Consider the following 20827-nt stretch of genomic DNA (forward strand, 5'->3'; position numbering starts at 1 on the left):
TTAGAGAAATTCTTATTCATAAACAAAAATAAGACTGTCCTTAATTAGGACAGTCTTATTACTCATTAAAACTAATAAATTACTTTACTATCTCTCAGTAATGTTCTCACATGTTTTAAATAACTTGTCACTCTGTCATCATCAACTTGCGGATATTGATATCCATAAGCGTTAGCAAATTCGTTCGCAACTTTCCTAAACATATCTCCCATTACAAAAAATGACTCCCATATGTTTTCATATTCAGCATTCGAATAGGTCCTTTTAAATTGCTCCCACATATCTTTTTCAATATATTGCTCAAAATGCTTTCCAAACTTCCCTGCATTAACTGTAAATTCTGTTTTCATACCAATATGCCATTCTAGCATTACGATAAACATATCTCGCACCGGACCATCAAGCATTCCTTTCGCATAAGAAAGTTCCTCTCTCCATAACCCTTTTGCTATATTCGTACTACACCACCAAAATTCATTACAGCAATCCAAAAACTCTTTTTCAGTAGGCTTTTTTATTAAGTAATCCCTATCGCTTGCTGGTGGAAATTCATCCATACAATCATCTTTATCAAGAAGACGTTTACTTAAACTATCTTGCCCAACGAATGTATCTATCAAATCAACTGGAACTAACGTTAAATCGATTCGGTTCCCATCCATAAACTGCATTAAATACGGAAATTTCCCGTCTTCGTCTGCTGGAAGTAACGACATTTCCTCCGGCATTTGTACAATCATTAATTCTCCAAATCTATGAATCCAATTATGATTAGACGTAAAAGATTGTATATCTCTTACCACATAAATAATATCATAATCTTGAAAACAATCTCTTTTCACATTTGGATTTACACGTGATCCATTCATGATAACTGCTCGGATTCTTTCATCCTCTTTTGCTGTATTTATAATTAAGTCTAGCATTTCTTTTTCAGTTCTCATCTATTCCTAACCTCCAATTTTTATACAAACTTATATTGTTATGTACGTTGGAGGTCCTCGAGCTAACTGCGTTGCACACAATACATGTTATAATTTTTGAAACTTCTTTTTCATCCCTTTTACCTCCTTACATCACTCTTTTACGACTGCCATTACAAATCCATCATACCCTTTACTTCCGACAGTTTGAAGCGCTGTAGCACTTACACGAGGCTCCGCAGCTATTAGCTCATAGAAACGGCGTATCCCTTGTACACGAGGGTCATTACTAGTATTGTCAATAACTTCTCCTTCACGTACTACGTTATCCCCAATAATTACAGTACCAGGGCGTGATAGTTTCAGTGCCCACTCAAAATAAGCAGGGTTATTTTGTTTATCAGCATCTATGAAAATAAAATCAAATGGTTCATACTTCTCATTTTCTATTTGTTTTAAAGAATCTAACGCTAATCCTACTCGTATTTCAATTCTATCATTCAAATTGGCATGCTCAATATTGCTACGTGCAATTTCTGCATGTTTTTCATTTGCTTCCAATGTAACAACTCGGCCCCCAGATAGCAACCCCCTCGCAAGCCATATCGTACTATATCCGCCTAGCGTACCAATTTCTAAAATGTTACGCGCTCCTTGAATTTGTACTAATAGTTTTAAAAACTTACCTTGCGTTGGCGATACATCATGTGCCGGCAAATTAGCTGCAGCATTTGCTTGAAGAGCTTCTTCTAATGTAGAATCTCTCGGTATTAATACATCACTCACATACTGATCAACAGCCGTCCATTTCTCAATCGTACTCATGTAAATACCATCCCCTTCAATTTCTCAATACTTTTTTACCATTCACTTTCGATTATACCGAAAATTTCGTCTCATATACAAAAATAAAGAAAGGACATCTCCTCCATTACAGAATAGATGTCCCTTCTTTTGTTTATACATTTATCCCTTACGGATTAGTAGACCAAAGTCCAGCTGATTTAATAAATGTACGTTTATTTAATTTCAGCTGCGCTACGATAAACTCTGCAATATCTTCTGCTTGCATTACTTTATCTGGATTTCCATCAGTTAATCCTAAATCTACAGCCATATCAGTTGCTACTGTACTTGGTGTTAAAGCTGTTACACGAATATTATGTTTACGAACTTCCATCGCTAACGATTCTGTTAAGCCAAGAACACCAAATTTAGAAGCACTATATGCACTTGTTACAGGTGCACCTTTTTGTCCTGCTGTAGATGAAATGTTAATGATATCACCAGATTGTTGTTCAATCATGCTTGGTAAAGCTGCACGAGTTGCATAGTATACACCCATTAAGTTTACTTGAATGATTTTTTCCCAATCAGCAACGTCTAATTCTAAAAACTTACCAAATTTAGAAATACCAGCGTTATTAATTAAAATATCGATAGAGCCTAAACCGTTTTTTAATGTCTCAATCGCAGTAGTCACTTCTTCATATGAAGAAACATCAGCAGTCGCAATAACAGCTTTTACGCCTTCTGCTTCTACTTCTTTCGCTACAGCTTTTAAGTTTTCTTCTGAACGAGCTAAAAGACCTACGTTTACGCCTTCTTTGGCTAATGCAATTGCTACAGCACGACCAATACCTCTACCTGCGCCTGTAATTAAAGCATTTTTACCTTGTAATAATTCTGCCAAGTATAACACTCCTTAATCGTCTCAGTTGTTTATTATTATATTAAAAGTGTAACTATATTTATGTAAAAAGGCAATGATGCACTTTCATGTGCGTAGGTTACTTGTAGGTAACTATGAACACTCCCCCACTTAGCAAAGCTTGAAGTGGGGGTTTCTAACGTTTTGACCTAACGGACGATTAACGTCAGGGGAGTTAACACATTAGCGAGCTGTTTCACGCCTAACCCCTCTATCCCATTTGTCCATGCATTTGGGATTACTTTTCGTAAAATGTTAGCCGCAGCATTTACATCTGCATGAATTAAAGTTTTATTTGCTGAACGATATATGCCGCGCTTTATTCGTTTTCCTGAAAAAGTTGTATTTTGGTCATTTTCTCCATACGTTGGAATGAAGTCGTTATCCAGAAAACTTGCTTTCGATGTATATGATTCTTCAGTTACAACAACTTGAATGCCTACAGCATTTGCTTTGTATGTAATCATTTGAATCAATAAACTATGTGGGATATGACAAAACGATTGGTTATTTCTTTTTCCCATATTCGTTTCTTGTTTCCAACTTTTGTTTTGACCAATAACGATTTTACAAACTTCTTCTTGAGCTAGTTTTACGATATGGTGACTAACTTTATGGAAGACGTCTTTTATTTTCAAGTAACGTTTTTGATGAAGTTTTTCTATCCTTTTAGAAGTAAAAGGTCCTTCATTAGTTTGTTTCCCATTTCTAAGAATGCTTGTAAAATGACTCTTCATTTTGTTGTAATATTGATTTATGCTTTTGACATGTTTGCCCTTAACAAGGACAGGTTTCATACCTGTGTTTGTTACGATGGTTGCAAGGTTATCAATCCCTAAATCAATACTCATATAACGTGCATTCTCTTCAATCATTTGTTGTTCAGAAGGAACATCAATTACCAATTCCACTACATATTCATTGTATTTTGGAATCACACGAACTTGTTTCAGTTTACCTTCAGTGAAACCTAGTTTCCCAATATTTAATTGCAATTTCGTCTTTGGAAACTTTAAAAATCTACCGTTTTTAATGATGCAATCTTGGTTTGTATACAGAATCTCTTTTTCAGAAGAACGAATATACTTTGGAATCCTAGGCGTTCCAGCATATTTGTTTGGATTCTTTTTATAGTCTTTTAAACTAGCAAAAAAAGATTTCCAATTTTGGAACAAACCTTTCATGATTGACTGGCTACATTGCGTAGGCAAAGTTCGATAATCATTTTGAATCATAGCCTTAAATAGTGCATCTAGAAAGTTGTAATCTACATAAGGTTTTTCAAAATTAGGTTCTGAAAACAAATTACATGTAATCTCTTTCTGTTCTTCTTTAGGCTTTAATTTCTCTTTTTCCAATTTCTTCTGATAGGCAAGAAGTTGTGTGTCATTCATCTTACCAATATTTTTATGAATATTAGCCAGAACTTCTTTTTGCAAAGGCTGCAACTCTTTTTCTTGTGTTAATCCAGTGTACACCTGGCGTATATAAAAGTTTGTGGTGTTGTACATGTTCTTAGCGTTATGACAACATTCTTGAAAATAAGAATACATACGATGCCCTTTTTTAATCCAGATTTGAAGAGTTTTATAGTTTGATGGATTTTCTTTTGCCATTTTATTCACCTCCTTGTTAAGGATATTATAGCAAAAATAGAACGTATGTTTCTGTTTTTCTTGAAAATAAAATATTTCTTTCGATTCACCTCACCACCTTCACTTACGTTTAGAGGTGGGAGTCCTCTCGAAAGGCATGATAGAAACTTTTTTATTTATAAGTCTCATATTTTTATCATTATTCATGTAAAATAAAAATAAATCCAGCATAGGGGAGTGTATGTGTATGAAGAGAAAAAAATGGTTCTTGTCACTAACTGCAGTCGGACTATGTATCATATTTTTTGCGATGTACTTTATATTTGGTAATCCACTAAATTATAAAGTAATAGAAAAAGATACTAGCAATTATCTCCATACTATAAAAAACTATAAGCAAGAAGAAATACAAAGCATAACTGGAAAATATACTCCCATTTATAATATCGGCTATTATGCAGAGGTAGTATATAAAGACGAACCCTATTTTACATACTCTTATACATACGATAATAATAATAAAATAATACAAGACAATGGCATTTTAGGAAGACATACTGAATCATTTGAGCATCTTAATTTAAATTGGTCACTGTTCGACCAATTAATAAAAGGTATTCATACAAACTTACAAGAAAGAGGTTTAAGTGAAAAAAAGGATTATTCTATACGAAGCGTTCAATTCATTGATATAGATGATGATAAAAACGGTGCAGAAGCATACGTTGACTTTAAGAAAGATAAAGAATCTGATTACTCATATCGTATGAATAGCGAAGGAAAAGCTTATCAATATAGCTGCAGCAATGGTAAATGTATGTATAAAGAGAAATAGTGTTAGAAGATATCCTCCTAACACTATTTCTCTTTATATTTAGGAATACACACAATAAATTCCGTCCCATTCCCTTCCTCACTCTCGACTTTTATTTCTCCTTGATGAAGATCGAGTACTTTTTTTACGATGGCCAACCCTAAGCCACTCCCTCCATACGTACGATTTCGTGAAGTGTCCGCTTTATAAAAACGTTCAAAAATATGCTGCTTCTGTTCTTTGGATATACCAATTCCCGAATCGCGAATAAACACTTCCACTACTTTCTCATATTCTTTTAACTGGATTGTAATTGTGCCACCACTTGGAGTAAATTTAATACTATTATGAATTAAATTAATCCAAACTTGACTCATACTTTCTTGATCAGCAGTAATGTGTACTTTCTCTAAATTAAGTTCTAACTCAATTTCTTTTTCAGCCCAGAGCGGTTCACTATTTAACACAATTTGCTTTAACTGTTGATCTAATCGATAAGTCATTCTTTCTGGCGTATACTCTTCCGACTCTAATAGGGTGAGTTTCAGTAAATTTTGACTTAGTTTAGATAATCTCGTTGTTTCCGTTTCAATAATAGTAAGGTAATGCTTTCTTTTTTCCTCGGAAAGATTGTTATCTTGTAATGCTCTAGCAAATCCTTTTATAGAAGTTAATGGTGACTGTATTTCATGAGAAACATTCGATACAAATTCCTGGCGCATTTTCTCCATCGCATTCAGTTCATCTGTCATATCATTTATACTTTTTACGAGCACACCAATTTCTCCATCATATTTCTCTTCATTCCTTATTTTTACGGAGAAGTCCCCTTTTGCAATTTTTTGTATCGGTTCAATAATAGTCCAAATCATTGCCTCTCGCTTTGGTCTCATTAATACCCCGATTAATACCCAAATAAGAACAATAAATATAAAGCCGACCATATCACTAATTAGAAAAGTAACAAAAGGCGATACTTGTATTTCAAGAGCATTCATTACACTTGATGATACATAAAAGGCTATAGACCAAATTATAGTGAGAAAAGAAAAAAGTGCTATTACCGCTCCCATTACTTTCAGCATCTTCAACTTACTCATTCGTTTTCTTTTTCTCATCTACTTACCTCTAAACGATACCCTAATCCTCTTATTGTTTTAATACTAAATTTCGACTTCTCTTCTTGGAACTTCTCTCGTAACCGATTAATATGAACATCTAATGTACGTTCATTCCCTTCAAAATCATATCCCCATACATCTTCAATTAATTGCTCTCTTGAACAAGTTCTCCCTGCTTTAGAACCTAAAGTAAAGAGCAATTCGAATTCTTTTAACGGTAACGTAACCGTTTGTTCTCCAGCTGTAACTTCAAATGTTTTACGATTTAACAGTACATTCCCAATTTGAATCGATTGCGAAACTGTAATTTGGTAACGTTTCAATAACGCCTTAACTCTCACTACTAGTTCTATAGGATCAAATGGTTTTACAAGATAATCATCCGTTCCAAGGTGAAATCCTTTTACTTTTTGAGACGTTTCCCCTTTAGCAGTTAGCATCAAAATCGGGATATCATAGTATTTTCTTAATTCAAAACATACATCAAATCCATCCATATTCGGCATCATGATATCAAGAATAACCATATCGACTTTCACTTCGTCTATTTTTCGAAGTGCATCTAGTCCATCAATCGCCTCTAATGTTTGAAAACCTTCCCGCTCTAAAAAAACAGAAACAAGTTCTCTAATATGCGGGTCGTCGTCTACGATTAAAATTTTAGGTATCAAAGGAACCATTTCCTTTCTACTTAGCATCCTTTATACAGTTTTTACAAATAAATAATCAGCGGAGTACACTCCCCACTGATTATTCATTTTATAATGCTCCCTCTTTAATTTTCAATTGTTGCGTTGCAAATTCACGATACATATCATGCGTCTGTAATAATTCATCATGTGTACCGCTTCCTGTAAGATTCCCTTTTTCAATAAAAATGATTTTATCTGCATCTACAACAGTAGAAAGTCTATGTGCAATAACTAACGTTGTTCTGCCTTTCATTAAGTTATTTAAAGCCTTTTGAACAACAGACTCTGATTTACTATCTAGACTGGAAGTTGCTTCATCTAACATAAGAATTTGTGGATTTCGAAGTAACGCCCGAGCAATCGCAATTCGCTGTCTTTGTCCTCCAGAAAGCTTCACACCACGTTCTCCAACTTCTGTTGCATATCCATTTGGTAAGTCATGAATAAATGCATCAACATATGCCATCGCTGCTACTTTTTCAATTTCTTCATCTGTCACTTCACCCTCTACACCGTAACAAATATTATCACGAATCGTTCCATCAATTAACGGACTATCTTGTGAAACGTAACCAATTTGACGTCGCCATGATTGCAATGAATAACTCGTAATTGAGTCTTTCCCTAATTTAATAGCACCGCTAGTTGGCTCGTAAAAACGTTCTAATAGTGAGAATAACGTCGTTTTCCCGCTACCACTTGGTCCTACGATTGCTGTTACTTTTCCTGATTCAATTGTGAAATCAATATTCTTTAAAACTTGCTCTTCTTCGTTATACTCGAAATGTATATTTTCAAGTACGATTGGCTGCTTAGCATTTGTAACCTTCACACCAGTTTCATGATCTTCTACTTCATATTCTAAAATTGTATTAATTCTTTCCGTTGCACCAATTGCCTTTTGGAATTGTGTAAAGAACATAGATAATTGACTCATTGGCATTATAATTTGAACTAAATATAAAATAAACGCTACTAGTTCCCCTGTTGTTAATGCACCGCTAGAAACACGCATTCCACCATACCCTACGATAATAACAAGCAATGCCATTAAAACAAACGACATAACTGGTGAAATTAACGCTTGCACTTTTCCTTCTTTCAAACCAAATTGTAATAACTTTTCGATACCTTTATTTCCAGTTTCATATTCTCTTTTTTCTGTATTTGAAGATTTCACCAAACGAATTTCTGATAACACTTGTGTTAATACACTAGTAAAAGAAGCCGTTTCATCTTGAAGTGCTTTTGAAATCTTATACATTTTTCGTCCAAGTGGAACTAAAATGAGTACTGATAATGGAATAACCGTTAAAAGTAAAAGTGTCATTTTCCAATCTAAAACAAATAATACAATTAATGAACCGACAATTGAAATACCGCCTGTTAATAAGTTTGACAAATGCTCAGAAATTAATGTTTTCACAACTCCTGTATCATTTGTCATACGGCTAATTGTATCCCCTGTTCTATTTTGATCATAATAAGTTACCGGTAAAATAAGCACCTTTTTCCACAAACGTTCTCTCAATCCAGCTACAATCTTCTGTCCTATATAATTTAATAAATATATAGACAATCCTGCCGCTATAGTTTGCATAATAAAGAAGGCAACTAGCCCAACAATTTGTCCTGTACTAATTGACGAAAGTGAAAAATTATCTACTAGCCCTTTCGTTAACATTGGAATAAATAAACTCGCTCCCGTAGAAAGCAAACTCATTAATAACGCAAAAGCAAGAATCCCTTTTGGAGGATTTGTATCTTGAATAAGGCGTAAAAACTGCCTCCAGCTCCCTTTTTTCTTCATCTCATCTCTAACTTCCATTTATGTTCATCTCCTCGTGTTAAACCAAACTGTTCTTTCTAAAAATAGAATACAATACAAATGTAAACTGAATGTAAACACACTTTTTCTGTTTTTACAAAATATACATGTCAACGCATCTTTACAACAGATATAAACATCTGATATTATTACCTGGTACTTAATATTATTCTATGTGGATTATAGATAACCAATTTACAATACTGTATAAATCTCCCGTTATTGAAAGGAGTATCCTTTTTGCAAACAAATATACATTCCGAAAAGGAAACAATCATTTTTATTCACGGCTTAGTTGGCAATCGTCGTGCCTTCAAAAAAGAGCATAAACGATTTTCCGCCGCTTACAACATTATTACTTATGACTTATTAGGTCACGGCGATGATAAAGGAGAAGCTATCGAATTTTCATTACAGCGCCTCGTAGATCAACTATTGAACTTATATGAAAAAGAAGGTATTCAAAAAGCTCATATTTGCGCTCTAAGTTATGGCTGTTATATTTCTACAATCTTTGCACAAATGCACCCAGAAAAAGTAGTAAGCATTTGTCATATTGGTGGACATTATAATAATCCATCCCTTTTATATAACGTATTTCAAAAATTTTGGGAGAAGCGCGGAGACGAATACTCTAAATGGCTCTCTCAATACGCAAATACCATTTTCCCAAGTGGCATACTGAAGGCTAATCCATTCGCTGTCATTTCTAGAAATATTTATTACCGTTTCGGATTACAATTACATTCATCAATTATTGCGCAATCATTACGACATCGTTTAGAATTCGATTTAAAATCGAAATTAAAATCACTTCCCCACCCTATATTATGGGTAATGGGTGAACATGATCATCTCTATAAATCTTGTCTTTTTGATTTAAAGTCCATTCTTCCTAACGTTTTATATAAAGAAATACCGTTAGCAGGACATGCAGCAAACCTATTTCGTCCCAACTACTTTCATGACCTATACGCCCGATTTTTGAATGGGAAATTACAGTAAAAACTACGACATTCCCAATCTATTCAACTATAAAAAGGCTTCCCAAGTTTCCCTGGAAAGCCTTTTCTCTATACGAAAAGTATATAAAACTACTTTTTCTTAGTATGCTTTTGTGTAACCTAACATGTGCTTGCTCCAGTAAGAGTTGTTTACAGAACTAATACGTACACCAGTTGCATCAGTTTCTGCACTAATGAACTGACCGTTTCCTAAGTAAACACCCATGTGAGAAGGACCTGATTTATAAGTATTTTGGAAGTATACTAAATCACCTGGTTGTGGATTGCTAGTTTTTGTTTTAGAGCTCCAGTATCCAGCAACTGTTTGACGAGCGCCTTTATGACCAGTTTGATTTAATACGTAGTGAATGAATCCACTGCAGTCAAAACCAGCAGGTGTTGTACCAGCAGTTCTGTATGGTGAACCATTTAAAGATCTAGCGAATCCAGCGATTGAAGATGTATCTCCACCTGTTGATGGTTTTTGTACGTCTTTACCTGGTTGTTGAACGTTATTTGTAACGTTATTGTTATTCGTAACGTTGTTTACTCCGCCTTTTACAAACTTAACGAAGTCTGCACTTACGTAACCTGTGCGGCCATTATGGTTAATTTTGTACCAACCATTTTCAGCGCCAGTAACGTTTAATACTTTACCTTGTGTTACGCCACCGATTACAGCGTTGTATGTAGCTGGGCCTGTACGTACTTTTAAAGCACCAGTGTTAACAACATAAGAACCACCAGTTTGAACTGTAGTAGTATTGTTGTTTGTAGTTGGTTGTTGTGTTTGGTTAGATACAGCAGAACCACCTTTTGTTACGAAGTCTTTGCTTACGTATCCAGTTCCACCATTGAAGTTGATTTTAAACCAATCTTGTACTTCACCTACAACTTGTACTGTTTTACCTTTATTTACAGAACCTAATACTGTATGAGATGTACTTGGGCCTGTACGTACGTTAAGTGAAGAAACGTTTACTGTGTAAGTACCTGTTCCTTGTTGAACAGTAGTTCCTGTTTTACCACCAGTCGTTACGAAGTCACCACTTACATAACCAGTTTGGCCGTTTACAGTTACTTTGAACCAACCGTTTTCTTGTCCAATTACTTGTAGTACTTGACCTGATTTCACTTTAGAAATCACGTTATGTCCTGTACCAGCACCTGAACGAACATTTAATACATCAGCGGTTACTGTGTATTTTAAGTCGGATTTTGTTTCTACAGTTTTTGTTTCAGTTACAGTCGTTTGAGTTTGAGTTTGTCCATTAATTTCTTTTAGCGCTTCGTTTGAAACTTGTGCATGAGCAGAATCCATACCTGGAACTGCAACACCTACTACAGAAGCTGCTGCTAAACCTGCAATTACTTTTTTCATAAGTTGTCTTTACTTCCTTTCCCTACTATCCTCTTAAAAAAAAATTATAAACTTAATACTTTACAATATTATCAAAGTAAAATATTCATCAAGTTCCATTTTTTAACAAGAGTTTTATTTTTCACACAGAGTTCATTTTAAACGAATGAAGTGAATTCCGTGTGAACTTCATGTGAACTTTACCATTAAACTTATTGTTTTTGCAATGCTTTTTTCAATTCTTTTATGTATTTCATTGAAAATTCGACATTTCATTCATTATCTTAATATATATTTTCTATCCACTTTTAAAAACTCTATTCATCTAATACAATGCAAAGAATGTATTTCCTAGTAAAGTTCCTGCCATGAAGCATACTCTTATCATGACAAAAAATACTTTTTTTATCAATAGTATAATATTTTTAAAAAACTATTTTTGATACTATCTATCACTTTTAAAAGATTTGACATTTTGTAAGATTTAACTTCAAAAATCGTGTTCTAATTTGACGAAAATACACATTCCACTACCTATTTTTCACTAACTATGGAATTTCTAGGATATTTATATTATCATATATTTAGTGGTATTTTAACCAATACATATTTTATTTACCCTACACTGAAACCTATCGAACTTTTACAGGTCGGTATTCTCCACGTAGCATTAAATTTTGAAATGGAAGTCTTATTGCCTACAAATATTGGGATTAAAGAAGGAGGTATATGTATGAAAAACATAATAGATGATCCTATAAATAAAAATATAGAACTGTACTATGCTTTTTTTCAATTCGTTTCAATTATTACCTTACAAAAAATATCAACTATTGAAACACGTAAAATCGAATTAAAAAATCAGATGAAAAATTCCTATCAAAAAAATCCTTATTACTTATAAAAGGTGAACAGGTTGTACCCCTGTTCACCTTTTATCATTCCTACATTATTTATAAATTTTCACACGATTTTCTAAAGGTTGGTATTCTTTTTCGCCTGCAGGTACCGCCGGTTTACCAAACGGCATTTGTGCAGTAAGTTTCCAAGTTTCTGGAACTTCCCATTCTTTTCTTACTTCTTCATCAATTAACGGATTGTAATGCTGCAATGTAGCACCAAATCCTTCGATTTCTAAAGCTGTCCAAATTGCAAATTGTAACATTCCTGAGGATTGCTGTGACCACGTTGGGAAATTCTCTTTGTATAATGCAAAGTTTTCTTGTAGTTTTTCCACTACTTGACTGTCTTCAAAGTATAAAACTGTTCCATAGCCACTTTTAAATGCATTCATTTTTTCTTCAGTAGATGCAAAGTTATTTTCAGGTACAATTTTTCGTAACGCTTCTTTCGTAATATCCCATAACTTATCATGCTGTTCTCCTAACAAGACGACAACGCGAGCGCTCTGAGAGTTAAAAGCTGAAGGTGTATGTTTTACAGCATGATAGATCACTTCTTGAATTCTTTCATCAGAAACTACTTGCTCTTTACTAATTGCATAAATAGATCTTCTGTCTTCAATTGCTGAGTAAAAATCTTTTGCCATCATAATTCCCTCCAATTTTCATTTGAGGCTTTTTCATATGTATACATCATGTTCCGCCTCTTAAAACTTATCATTAATAAGCTTCTAACTTTAGACTATCAACAAACAATAATAAACTCAAATAATAACACTCACATTTTTTACCTTTTTATTTCCTAATGCTAAAAATAAAAAGGCAATTTATTGTTACCGATAATAGGTAACAACAAACTGCCTTTCTGATATGATGATCTAACTCAGTATTTCACTTAATTAACTAAGCCAAATGCATAAGACATTAGCTTATTCGTCTCTGTAAAACGCTTCGTTTTACCTTTCGTTCCCATTACAACTGTAATAATACGAGTATCACCTTGTTTTGCTGTACCCGTAAAACAATACCCTGCGCTATCTGTAAATCCTGTTTTTAATCCGTCTATTCCTTCTATATATAAAGCTTTATTATTTTTATTTAACATATCATTTGTACTTATAACATTAATATTATTAAATGCTAACTGACTTTGACGTAAGTGAGTCACTTCTAATATTTCTGGATAATCTTTTATAAGATGATACGCCAAGTTTGCTACATCAGCAGCTGTCATCTTCGTCTCACTTCCATCAGGTTCCTGTAGTCCTGATGCATTTGCGAATTTAGCATAATCCGACATTTTTAACTGCTTCGCTTTTGCATTCATAATTTGAACGAAATCTTTCTCCGTTTTTGCCATATGTTCCGCTAGCGCCACAGCCGAATTATTTGCTGATTCAATCATTAATGCATGGAACAGATCTTTAACAGTCAATGTGTCATTCACTTGAACTGGGATTCTCGCACCTTCTGTTTGTGCCGCTTTCGCACTCATTTTCACTGGATCTTCCCAACGAACTTTCCCATTATGTACATTTTCTAATAAAAGGTACGCTGTCATCATCTTGGACATACTAGCTGGCGCAAAAGCTTCATTTTCATTATGTTGATAAATAATATCTCCATTACTCGCATCGATAATCATAGCTGCTTTTGCATCAATTTCGGGTGGGATGTACTTTGGTGGCACTACTTTTTCAGTTAATCCTGTTTCAGGTAATTCTGCCACTTGTAAAGGTGGTCCCTCTGCACTTGCTGTACTCTTTTGAGTTCCTTGGAATAAGAACCAACATACCCCTAAAATAAAAACTAATAGGATCGTTATCCTTCCCCATTTTAACCGCTTCATTTCAAAACTCCTTTAGCAAACCTTTTATACACTCACACTCAACCATAACAACTTTCCCTTTATATCGTCAAGGTAAAAAGCATATTTATTCATCTATAGCAATTATTATTTCAATGCATTTATGTTACAATGAAAACACTGAAATATAAGAATATTCACCGATAAATCCTCATAAATAAAATTTTTTAAATAGAAGGGATTCATGCAAATGATACTTCCAAAATCATTAAAATACGGAGACACAATTGGGATCTACTCACCTTCTTCACCAGTAACCTACACTTCTCCCAAAAGATTCGAACGTGCAAAATCTTACTTACTTCAAAAAGGATTTCATATATTAGAAGGTTCACTAACAGGTCGATATGATTATTATCGTTCTGGAAGCATACAAGAACGTGCAGAGGAACTAAATGACTTGATAAGAAACCCTGATGTTTCTTGTATCATGTCAACTATTGGCGGTATGAATTCTAATTCCTTATTACCTTATATTGATTATGACACTTTTCAAAATAACCCTAAAATAATGATTGGCTATTCAGACGCCACAGCTTTATTACTAGGGATCTATGCAAAAACAGGAATTCCTACCTTTTACGGTCCGGCGCTCGTTCCCTCCTTTGGAGAATTTGAGCCTTTTGTAGATTATACATACAAATATTTTGCAGAAACATTACTGCATGATCAAGTGCTTCCTTACAACATAGAACAACCTTTATTTTGGTCAGATGAATTTATTAATTGGGAAGAGAAAACAAAAGAAAAAGAACTTAGACAAAATAATTGGATTTCTGTAACAAACGGACAAGCTACTGGACGTGTTATTGGCGGCAACTTAAATACAATACAAGGAATTTTGGGCAGCCCTTATATGCCATGTATTCAAGAAGGCGATATTCTATTTATTGAGGATAGCTCAAAAGATGCAGCTACTATTGAAAGAAGCTTTTCATCACTTAAGGTTAGCGGTGTATTTGATAAAGTTTCAGGTATTATTCTTGGAAAACATGAGCAATTTGATGATTGTGGTACAAATCGCAAACCTTACGAAATATTATTAGAAGTACTGCAAAACCAAAGAATCCCTTTACTAGCTGACTTTGATTGTTGTCATACCCATCCAATGATTACTATGCCTATAGGTGTTCAAGTGAACATGAATGCAACTAATAAAACAATACATATTTTAGAAAAATGGAAGATATAAATTGAAACTTTAATCAGCCCTCACCAATTGGGCTGCCTGGCAAATTGGCGGATAAAAAAGCTTATATTATAGGAAGAAAACATAAAAAAGCTCCGTTATTACAACCGGAGCTTTTTATTATTGCCCTAAATTTTGAACCTTCTCTTTCAAATCACGAACTTGATCTATCGTCTGCATAAGCTCAGAGTTTTTAAATTGCTCTACATCCACTTTTCCTTCTTCTATCTTCGTCATTGCCGTATCAATTAATGTATTTAACTTTTCGTTATATCCGACGATTTGCTGATGAAGATCCTTTGCTACATCAGGTGGTGTTAATTCATTGAAAGCGGGTATATCTTGTTTAATTTCACTAAGCTTCGTTTCTAACTCTTTTCGAGCCTCACTATCATTAACAGCCTTTTCAGCTAATGCTGGTGCATCATTTGCAAATGCACTTATTTCATTTACATAGTCTGTAGCTTTTTGAGCATAATCTATGGAGTTCCTTCCTTGCTCTACTAGTGAACATCCCATTAAACCAATTGAAACTATACAAGCTAATAAAATTGATTTGATTTTCATTTTAGACTCCCTTCGTCTTTATAATTGTCTACAATTTTCTCTATCATAACTTCTAGCCAAATTGCCTATACCCTTTTTCAAATGACTATCTAGACTCTTACATGTCCTATAATCGTTACAACATCTACTTCTATGTGTACGCTAATAATATCTTCAATTATATCCATATATCCTTGTCCTATAGCTGCTCCATAGTGTAATGTAAGCCCCTTCTTTTCATACACTGACTTTGGCACTGAAAAAATAAATCTCCTCAAGTTTCTTTCATCAGCAGGCTCCATAATTAAAACAATTCCATCCTCTTCAAACATATACACTCGCCCTCCAACTTTACATTCACTATGGCTCAGTATTGCCTTTGTCAGCTAAATTTAAAACCTAAAAATAAGATGCACATCGCTCTATAATTAAAATTAAGAAGCATTAATTCTGTTTTTAAAGTTTAATGCTTCTTCAAAACTTTGATTTAACTGTCCATAATCCGTATTATGCGAATTATTTCAATTCCCCTCAATTCTTCATTTCCGGACAATATAGAGTACATCAGTTTCAGATAAACCAAATTTCCTCGCACTTCTCATTCCTTGTTTTTCAGCTATGTTATACAATTCAACCTTAAATCCTACATTCATTAATCGTTGTATAAATCCCGATTGATTATAAATCCTTACATGTTCTTCATGACCAAAAGCTAATTTTCTCAATTTTGGCGTTAAAATTAATTCATTCTCTATAATAATATCTACATTCATTACGATTGGAGCTTGAATAATTCCCCATCCATTTGTTTTTAAAACTCTATATAACTCTCTCATCGCTTTTTCATCATCTTGAACGTACTGTAATACATGACCACATAAAATCACATCAAATGTATCATTTTCATATGGAATTCTAGTAACATCAATTTCCTGCATTAATGGATCCTTTGGTTCAATATCTCCACACACATATATAATATTTTTATACTGAGCAAACCAACTTCTTAACTTCGCTTCTGGTGCAATATGAAGCATAGTATCATTTCCACTTAATAAATCCGTTTCCATTTCAATATATATACGATATAACCTTTCACGGTCCATCGAATCACATACCGGACAAATCCCCGTATCTTTATTCCACATCTCGAATTTGTATTTTGGAAAAGCGTAATGTTCTGGCCAAGGAGAAAATTTTTCAAATTGTTGATTGCAAAATTGACAATAGCAGACGTCTTTCTCAAATATACGATTAACTAACTTATTTAGTTCCTTCTCTATCTTTTCATTATCAATTTGATTTAATTGACTATTTTTTACCACATCCTTAATTATTAAAACGGCATTTTCCAAACAATGAGTTAAACACTCTTTATAATCTTGCTCACAATTTAAAAACCCACTATTATATGCATCTATTATTAATTCAATCCATTCTTCAATTGTCTTTAATGTAAATTGCATTTGTTTTTGATTTTCCCCACTATGTTGTCTAAAATAACTAAGAGGTTCCTCTATATAAACTACTTTCCCTTTCCTCATCATATCTAGCCATGTTGCAATGTCATTAATAGCAGAGTAACCCTTCCCCTTAAAACACCCAAAATCCCCTCCCAAAAATTTTCGATTAAACAGAACTGTTGTAGGCTCACCAACTACATTTTTTAAGTTTTTTAACATATAATCCCCTAATTCTTTCCCTTCAAAAAGTGTAGTTTCTTTGGCGATTTTCACATTCAATGTTGATGGTGATAATACTTTTCCATTCTCATCAATTAATTCACGATATGACGTCACAAACGAAATGTTTTCTAGACTAAAAAAACAGTACATCATTCTTTTAATCTTTTCAGGATGAAATAAGTCATCATCTAATAAAAAGTTTATATAATCTCCATTTGCAAGTTCTATACACTTATTAAAGTTCTCTGCTTCTAATCGAGGTTTATTTTTAACATATGTAATACATTCATATTCACTTAAATATGGTTGGATCATCGATTGAACTTCACCGTTTGTACTATCGTCAGAAATTATTATTTCGATATTTTCATATGTTTGATTCAAAGCACTTTTGAGAGCTAATTCCAAGTAATGTGGTTTATTATAGGCAGGAATTAGTATACTGACTTTCGGTAAATGAGAGTTGTTATTCCGATACTGTTTTTTCTTTTCTATATTTATTTCCTTTCGCTTAATTTTTCGGTAATAGTCTAATGTATATAATGTTGATGGTGGAACAAATTTTCTTGCATAATCTAGAAAATTAGTTATCGCTTTATATAACTCTTTTTCAGTAGATAAAAAACCATACTTTTCTCCAACTATAATACTATGTGAAAAATCCTCTACTCCATCCATAAGTTTATTAGATTCATTCAACTGTTGACCTGAATGTAATCGGAAGTAACTAAGTGTCTCCGCTATATATACTGCTTTTCCTTTACTTAATAAAGATAACCATGAGGCTATATCTACATTACATAGATACCTTCTCTTATCAAAAATCCCATACGGTTCTTGTAAATCATTTTTACGAAATAAAACTGTTGTCGGTTCTCCAATATAATTTTTTTGATCCACAATTACCCTATTTCCTAATTCTGTTCCCTCTATAATCGTATCCTCTTCAAATAAACGGACAGTTGAATAAATATGTCGTAGTTCTTTCCCTTTATCATCAATTACTTGACGATGAGATGTTACAAGCTTGATTTCATTATCTAAATCATTGAAAAAATACTTCATCATTTTTTCAATTTTATTCATATGAAATATATCATCATCCATTAAAAAATTTATATACTCACCGTTCGCTTCATTAAATAACATTAGCGCATTTTCAAATTGTCCGAGAGTTGACCTGTTTTTTATATAAATAATATTTGAATGATCACATAAGTATTTTTGTAACACATTTTCCGTTTCGTCATTCGTGCTATCATCTCCAACAATAATTTCTATATTAGAATATGTTTGTTGTAATACACTACACAATGCTTTTTCAAAGTAGCCAGGACGATTATAAGTAGGAATTAATACACTTACCAATGGAATTCGCTCTATCGACTCTTCACTTTTTTCAAAACGATTCCCCATCTTTTCCCTCCACCTTTTCGCATATTAGTTATATACGCGACATAATATCACATTACTTAAACCGTATGAAACCTTTATACTTTTATGCAAGCCCATAACAAAATATCCTACTTTTCACTCCTAAATATACATATTCAATAACATAAGCATTTGATTAGCTGCTTTTTATTCATTTGATTTCTATCGTAAAGTAATGTCAGGCAAATAAAACGAAACTTTAATTAGAGGGGGCTTCTCCATCCTTTCTAATTAGCCCCCTCACCAATCGTTTTTTTACGTACAGTTAATCTCCCACCTAACTTCCTCACATCAGCCGGATCTTAAGATAGGAGTCTTACTCCCTGCAAATAGCGGGATAAATCTATACCTTAAAAAGAATATATATTTCTTAACAAAAAAATAGCTGCACCATTAGGCGTAGCTATTTTACAACTATTACTTATTCAAACTATATTCCTTTATCTAACTCATACAGCTTACGATACTTCTCGTTTTCTTTCAGAAGTTGTTCATGACTACCTTGCATCACAATTTGACCACGATCAAGGAATATAACTTCATCTACATGTTCAATTCCTACAAGGTGGTGTGTAATCCAAATAACAGTCTTTTCTTCTGTTGCAGAAAACATTGTTTCTATTAAAGATAGTTCTGTCTTTGGATCTAAGCCGATCGTAGGTTCATCAAGTACAATAATTGGAGCCTCTTGCATTAGCGTTCTAGCAAAAGCAACCCGTTGTCTTTCTCCACCAGAAAACCTTTTTCCCATTTCATACATTTTTGTTTGCAATCCATCTGGAAGAGAAGCTATATGCGAAGCTAATTGTGCTTTCTCTAAAGCTGTCCATATCTCTTCATCCGCAGCCTCTGGTTTACCGATTCGCACATTATTTCCAATTGTCGTATCAAATAAATGCGGCTTTTGATTCAATACAGAAATATATTTTGATAAAAGATTCGTATGAGCCTGTTCACTATTCAATAAAACTTCACCATGTAACGGGCTTAGCGCACCTGCTAACAATTTTAACAAAGTAGATTTTCCTGTTCCACTTCTTCCTAAAATGGCGATTTTCTTTCCTGCCTTTATTTGCAGTGATACTTCTTTCAATACAAATTCATTACTATCTGGGTAACGATACGATACATTATTTAATTCAATGTCTATATGTTTTGATGCAACATAATCTTTATCTCCATGTAATTCCTTTTCATCCTGTAAAACATCATTAGCTTCTACTCTATTTAGACGATGAGCAGATTCTACATATGATGGAATTCGATCGATAGCATCTGAAAGAGGAATAAGCGCGTTTGTGACTGATAACGTCATTAAGACGAAAGCCGCAATAACGGTAGGTGCAATCTGTTCACTTGCCGCCTCATTTCCAGTCCATATGATCATTGAAATAACTACAATCCCCACTACTAATTGAATGATACTGTCCCTAATATGATTCCAGCGCTTCATTCTTTTTTCCGTTTTTAACAACTGAGCATTTTGCTCTACATACTTATCGATGAATTCATCTTTTCTACCACTTGCTTGCCAATCTGATAATCCAAAAACAGCGTCTGTTAATTGTTGATACAAACGGCTTCTTCCTTGTTTTAAAGTAACATGATGTTGCTTCATTAAAAGTAATGATACAAACGGAAGCAGAAAGACGATAATAGCCAACATACATGCTGCAATAAGTGCAAATACTACGTCAAATGCACCGATAACAAGTACGAATATGCTATATACAACTAATGCTAATAGACTAGGAAATATTGTACGTAAATATAGGTTTTGCAAATGCTCTATATCTTCGGATAATATACCTAACATATCGCCCGTTTGAAATCGTGAACGGAAAAATAACGCCTGCGGTTCTACTATTCTGTATAGTTTCGTTCTCATCTTTTCTAATATGCGTAGTACGACATCGTGTCCAACTAAACGCTCCAAATAATGAAATACCGCTTGTCCTATACTAAACGCACGTGTTGCAACGATAGGAACATATACAGCCATTACATTTTCTGGTCTAAGAGCAGATTTAGAGATTAAATAACCTGAAATGAAAAGTAACATCGCACCTGAACTAACTCCAAGAAGACCAAGGAAAATAGTTAAAGTCATTCTACCTTTATTTTGCTGTATATAAGGTTTAATCCAGTTACTCATC

18 protein-coding genes are annotated in these 20827 nt (G+C 33.7%); 4 read left to right on the forward strand and 14 right to left on the reverse strand.

What is annotated here, in order from left to right; genetic code table 11:
* Positions 1–71: 71 nt before the first annotated feature.
* From ACXY7N_RS03180 to ACXY7N_RS03195, 4 genes are all read right to left on the reverse strand, one after another.
* Complete coding sequence (locus tag ACXY7N_RS03180; RefSeq protein WP_016088297.1) at positions 72–944, reverse strand: aminoglycoside 6-adenylyltransferase; 873 nt, start codon at positions 942–944, stop codon at positions 72–74.
* A gap of 132 nt (positions 945–1076) precedes the next feature.
* Positions 1077–1748, reverse strand: a complete 672-nt coding sequence (locus tag ACXY7N_RS03185) for an O-methyltransferase (RefSeq protein WP_016088298.1) — start codon at positions 1746–1748, stop codon at positions 1077–1079.
* Between the two features lie 148 nt (positions 1749–1896).
* The gene (locus ACXY7N_RS03190; protein WP_000818985.1) at positions 1897–2616 is read right to left on the reverse strand and encodes a 3-ketoacyl-ACP reductase; all 720 of its coding nucleotides are present in this window, start codon (positions 2614–2616) and stop codon (positions 1897–1899) included.
* Between the two features lie 167 nt (positions 2617–2783).
* Positions 2784–4250 carry an RNA-guided endonuclease InsQ/TnpB family protein gene (locus ACXY7N_RS03195; protein ID WP_488592268.1) on the reverse strand — a complete coding sequence of 489 codons (1467 nt, stop codon included), beginning with the start codon at positions 4248–4250 and terminating at the stop codon, positions 2784–2786.
* A gap of 220 nt (positions 4251–4470) precedes the next feature.
* On the opposite strand from ACXY7N_RS03195, the gene ACXY7N_RS03200 reads away from it, so the two are divergent.
* Entirely contained in the window at positions 4471–5064 is a 594-nt protein-coding gene (locus tag ACXY7N_RS03200; protein WP_080120050.1) for a DUF3139 domain-containing protein, read from the forward strand.
* A gap of 23 nt (positions 5065–5087) precedes the next feature.
* Here ACXY7N_RS03200 and hitS read toward each other — a convergent pair whose 3' ends face one another.
* The 3 genes from hitS to ACXY7N_RS03215 all read right to left on the reverse strand — a co-directional run bounded on the left by hitS (position 5088) and on the right by ACXY7N_RS03215 (position 8684).
* Positions 5088–6161 carry an envelope stress sensor histidine kinase HitS gene (hitS, locus tag ACXY7N_RS03205; RefSeq protein WP_016088301.1) on the reverse strand — a complete coding sequence of 358 codons (1074 nt, stop codon included), beginning with the start codon at positions 6159–6161 and terminating at the stop codon, positions 5088–5090.
* Positions 6158–6835, reverse strand: a complete 678-nt coding sequence (gene hitR, locus ACXY7N_RS03210) for an envelope stress response regulator transcription factor HitR (protein WP_016088302.1) — start codon at positions 6833–6835, stop codon at positions 6158–6160. The genes hitS and hitR overlap by 4 nt, the downstream gene beginning before the upstream one ends.
* Positions 6836–6923: 88 nt before the next feature.
* Complete coding sequence (locus tag ACXY7N_RS03215; RefSeq protein ID WP_016088303.1) at positions 6924–8684, reverse strand: ABC transporter ATP-binding protein; 1761 nt, start codon at positions 8682–8684, stop codon at positions 6924–6926.
* A gap of 240 nt (positions 8685–8924) precedes the next feature.
* On the opposite strand from ACXY7N_RS03215, the gene ACXY7N_RS03220 reads away from it, so the two are divergent.
* Complete coding sequence (locus tag ACXY7N_RS03220; RefSeq protein WP_016088304.1) at positions 8925–9689, forward strand: alpha/beta fold hydrolase; 765 nt, start codon at positions 8925–8927, stop codon at positions 9687–9689.
* 99 nt (positions 9690–9788) lie between these two features.
* Here the strand turns inward: ACXY7N_RS03220 and entFM are convergent, their stop codons facing one another.
* Positions 9789–11069, reverse strand: coding sequence for an enterotoxin EntFM (gene entFM, locus ACXY7N_RS03225; RefSeq protein WP_016088305.1), 1281 nt, complete (start codon positions 11067–11069; stop codon positions 9789–9791).
* Between the two features lie 712 nt (positions 11070–11781).
* Here entFM and ACXY7N_RS03230 point away from each other — a divergent pair.
* Complete coding sequence (locus ACXY7N_RS03230) at positions 11782–11952, forward strand: hypothetical protein (protein ID WP_033659667.1); 171 nt, start codon at positions 11782–11784, stop codon at positions 11950–11952.
* 45 nt (positions 11953–11997) lie between these two features.
* On the opposite strand, the gene ACXY7N_RS03235 is transcribed toward ACXY7N_RS03230, so the two are convergent.
* Positions 11998–12600, reverse strand: coding sequence for a nitroreductase family protein (locus tag ACXY7N_RS03235; protein WP_016088307.1), 603 nt, complete (start codon positions 12598–12600; stop codon positions 11998–12000).
* Positions 12601–12845: 245 nt separating this feature from the next.
* Positions 12846–13799, reverse strand: coding sequence for a D-alanyl-D-alanine carboxypeptidase family protein (locus ACXY7N_RS03240; RefSeq protein ID WP_016088308.1), 954 nt, complete (start codon positions 13797–13799; stop codon positions 12846–12848).
* 208 nt (positions 13800–14007) lie between these two features.
* Between ACXY7N_RS03240 and ACXY7N_RS03245 the strand changes: the two genes are divergently transcribed.
* Positions 14008–15009, forward strand: coding sequence for a S66 family peptidase (locus ACXY7N_RS03245; protein WP_033659824.1), 1002 nt, complete (start codon positions 14008–14010; stop codon positions 15007–15009).
* A 117-nt stretch (positions 15010–15126) separates the two neighbouring features.
* Here the strand turns inward: ACXY7N_RS03245 and ACXY7N_RS03250 are convergent, their stop codons facing one another.
* From ACXY7N_RS03250 to cydC, 4 genes are all read right to left on the reverse strand, one after another.
* Entirely contained in the window at positions 15127–15573 is a 447-nt protein-coding gene (locus ACXY7N_RS03250) for a DUF6376 family protein (RefSeq protein ID WP_016088310.1), read from the reverse strand.
* Between the two features lie 89 nt (positions 15574–15662).
* Positions 15663–15884 carry a hypothetical protein gene (locus ACXY7N_RS03255; protein WP_016088311.1) on the reverse strand — a complete coding sequence of 74 codons (222 nt, stop codon included), beginning with the start codon at positions 15882–15884 and terminating at the stop codon, positions 15663–15665.
* Between the two features lie 207 nt (positions 15885–16091).
* Positions 16092–18653 (reverse strand): glycosyltransferase, encoded by a 2562-nt coding sequence (locus ACXY7N_RS03260; RefSeq protein ID WP_016088312.1) that lies wholly within the window; start codon positions 18651–18653, stop codon positions 16092–16094.
* Positions 18654–19101: 448 nt separating this feature from the next.
* Positions 19102–20826: a thiol reductant ABC exporter subunit CydC gene (gene cydC / locus ACXY7N_RS03265; protein WP_016088313.1), complete on the reverse strand. Its 1725-nt coding sequence runs from the start codon at positions 20824–20826 to the stop codon at positions 19102–19104.
* Position 20827 lies beyond the last annotated feature (1 nt).

Source organism: Bacillus sp. 5w2, assembly GCF_054353775.1.

Excerpts from the sequence above, each read along its gene's own strand:
- ACXY7N_RS03180 (WP_016088297.1), bottom strand. The coding sequence starts at position 944 with ATGAGAACTGAAAAAGAAATGCTAGACTTAATTATAAATACAGCAAAA.
- ACXY7N_RS03185 (WP_016088298.1), bottom strand. The coding sequence starts at position 1,748 with ATGAGTACGATTGAGAAATGGACGGCTGTTGATCAGTATGTGAGTGAT.
- ACXY7N_RS03195 (WP_488592268.1), bottom strand. The coding sequence starts at position 4,250 with ATGGCAAAAGAAAATCCATCAAACTATAAAACTCTTCAAATCTGGATT.
- ACXY7N_RS03200 (WP_080120050.1), top strand. The coding sequence starts at position 4,471 with ATGTGTATGAAGAGAAAAAAATGGTTCTTGTCACTAACTGCAGTCGGA.
- hitS (WP_016088301.1), bottom strand. The coding sequence starts at position 6,161 with ATGAGAAAAAGAAAACGAATGAGTAAGTTGAAGATGCTGAAAGTAATG.
- ACXY7N_RS03215 (WP_016088303.1), bottom strand. The coding sequence starts at position 8,684 with ATGGAAGTTAGAGATGAGATGAAGAAAAAAGGGAGCTGGAGGCAGTTT.
- entFM (WP_016088305.1), bottom strand. The coding sequence starts at position 11,069 with ATGAAAAAAGTAATTGCAGGTTTAGCAGCAGCTTCTGTAGTAGGTGTT.
- ACXY7N_RS03230 (WP_033659667.1), top strand. The coding sequence starts at position 11,782 with ATGAAAAACATAATAGATGATCCTATAAATAAAAATATAGAACTGTAC.
- ACXY7N_RS03235 (WP_016088307.1), bottom strand. The coding sequence starts at position 12,600 with ATGATGGCAAAAGATTTTTACTCAGCAATTGAAGACAGAAGATCTATT.
- ACXY7N_RS03240 (WP_016088308.1), bottom strand. The coding sequence starts at position 13,799 with ATGAAGCGGTTAAAATGGGGAAGGATAACGATCCTATTAGTTTTTATT.
- ACXY7N_RS03245 (WP_033659824.1), top strand. The coding sequence starts at position 14,008 with ATGATACTTCCAAAATCATTAAAATACGGAGACACAATTGGGATCTAC.
- ACXY7N_RS03250 (WP_016088310.1), bottom strand. The coding sequence starts at position 15,573 with ATGAAAATCAAATCAATTTTATTAGCTTGTATAGTTTCAATTGGTTTA.
- ACXY7N_RS03255 (WP_016088311.1), bottom strand. The coding sequence starts at position 15,884 with ATGTTTGAAGAGGATGGAATTGTTTTAATTATGGAGCCTGCTGATGAA.
- ACXY7N_RS03260 (WP_016088312.1), bottom strand. The coding sequence starts at position 18,653 with ATGGGGAATCGTTTTGAAAAAAGTGAAGAGTCGATAGAGCGAATTCCA.
- cydC (WP_016088313.1), bottom strand. The coding sequence starts at position 20,826 with ATGAGTAACTGGATTAAACCTTATATACAGCAAAATAAAGGTAGAATG.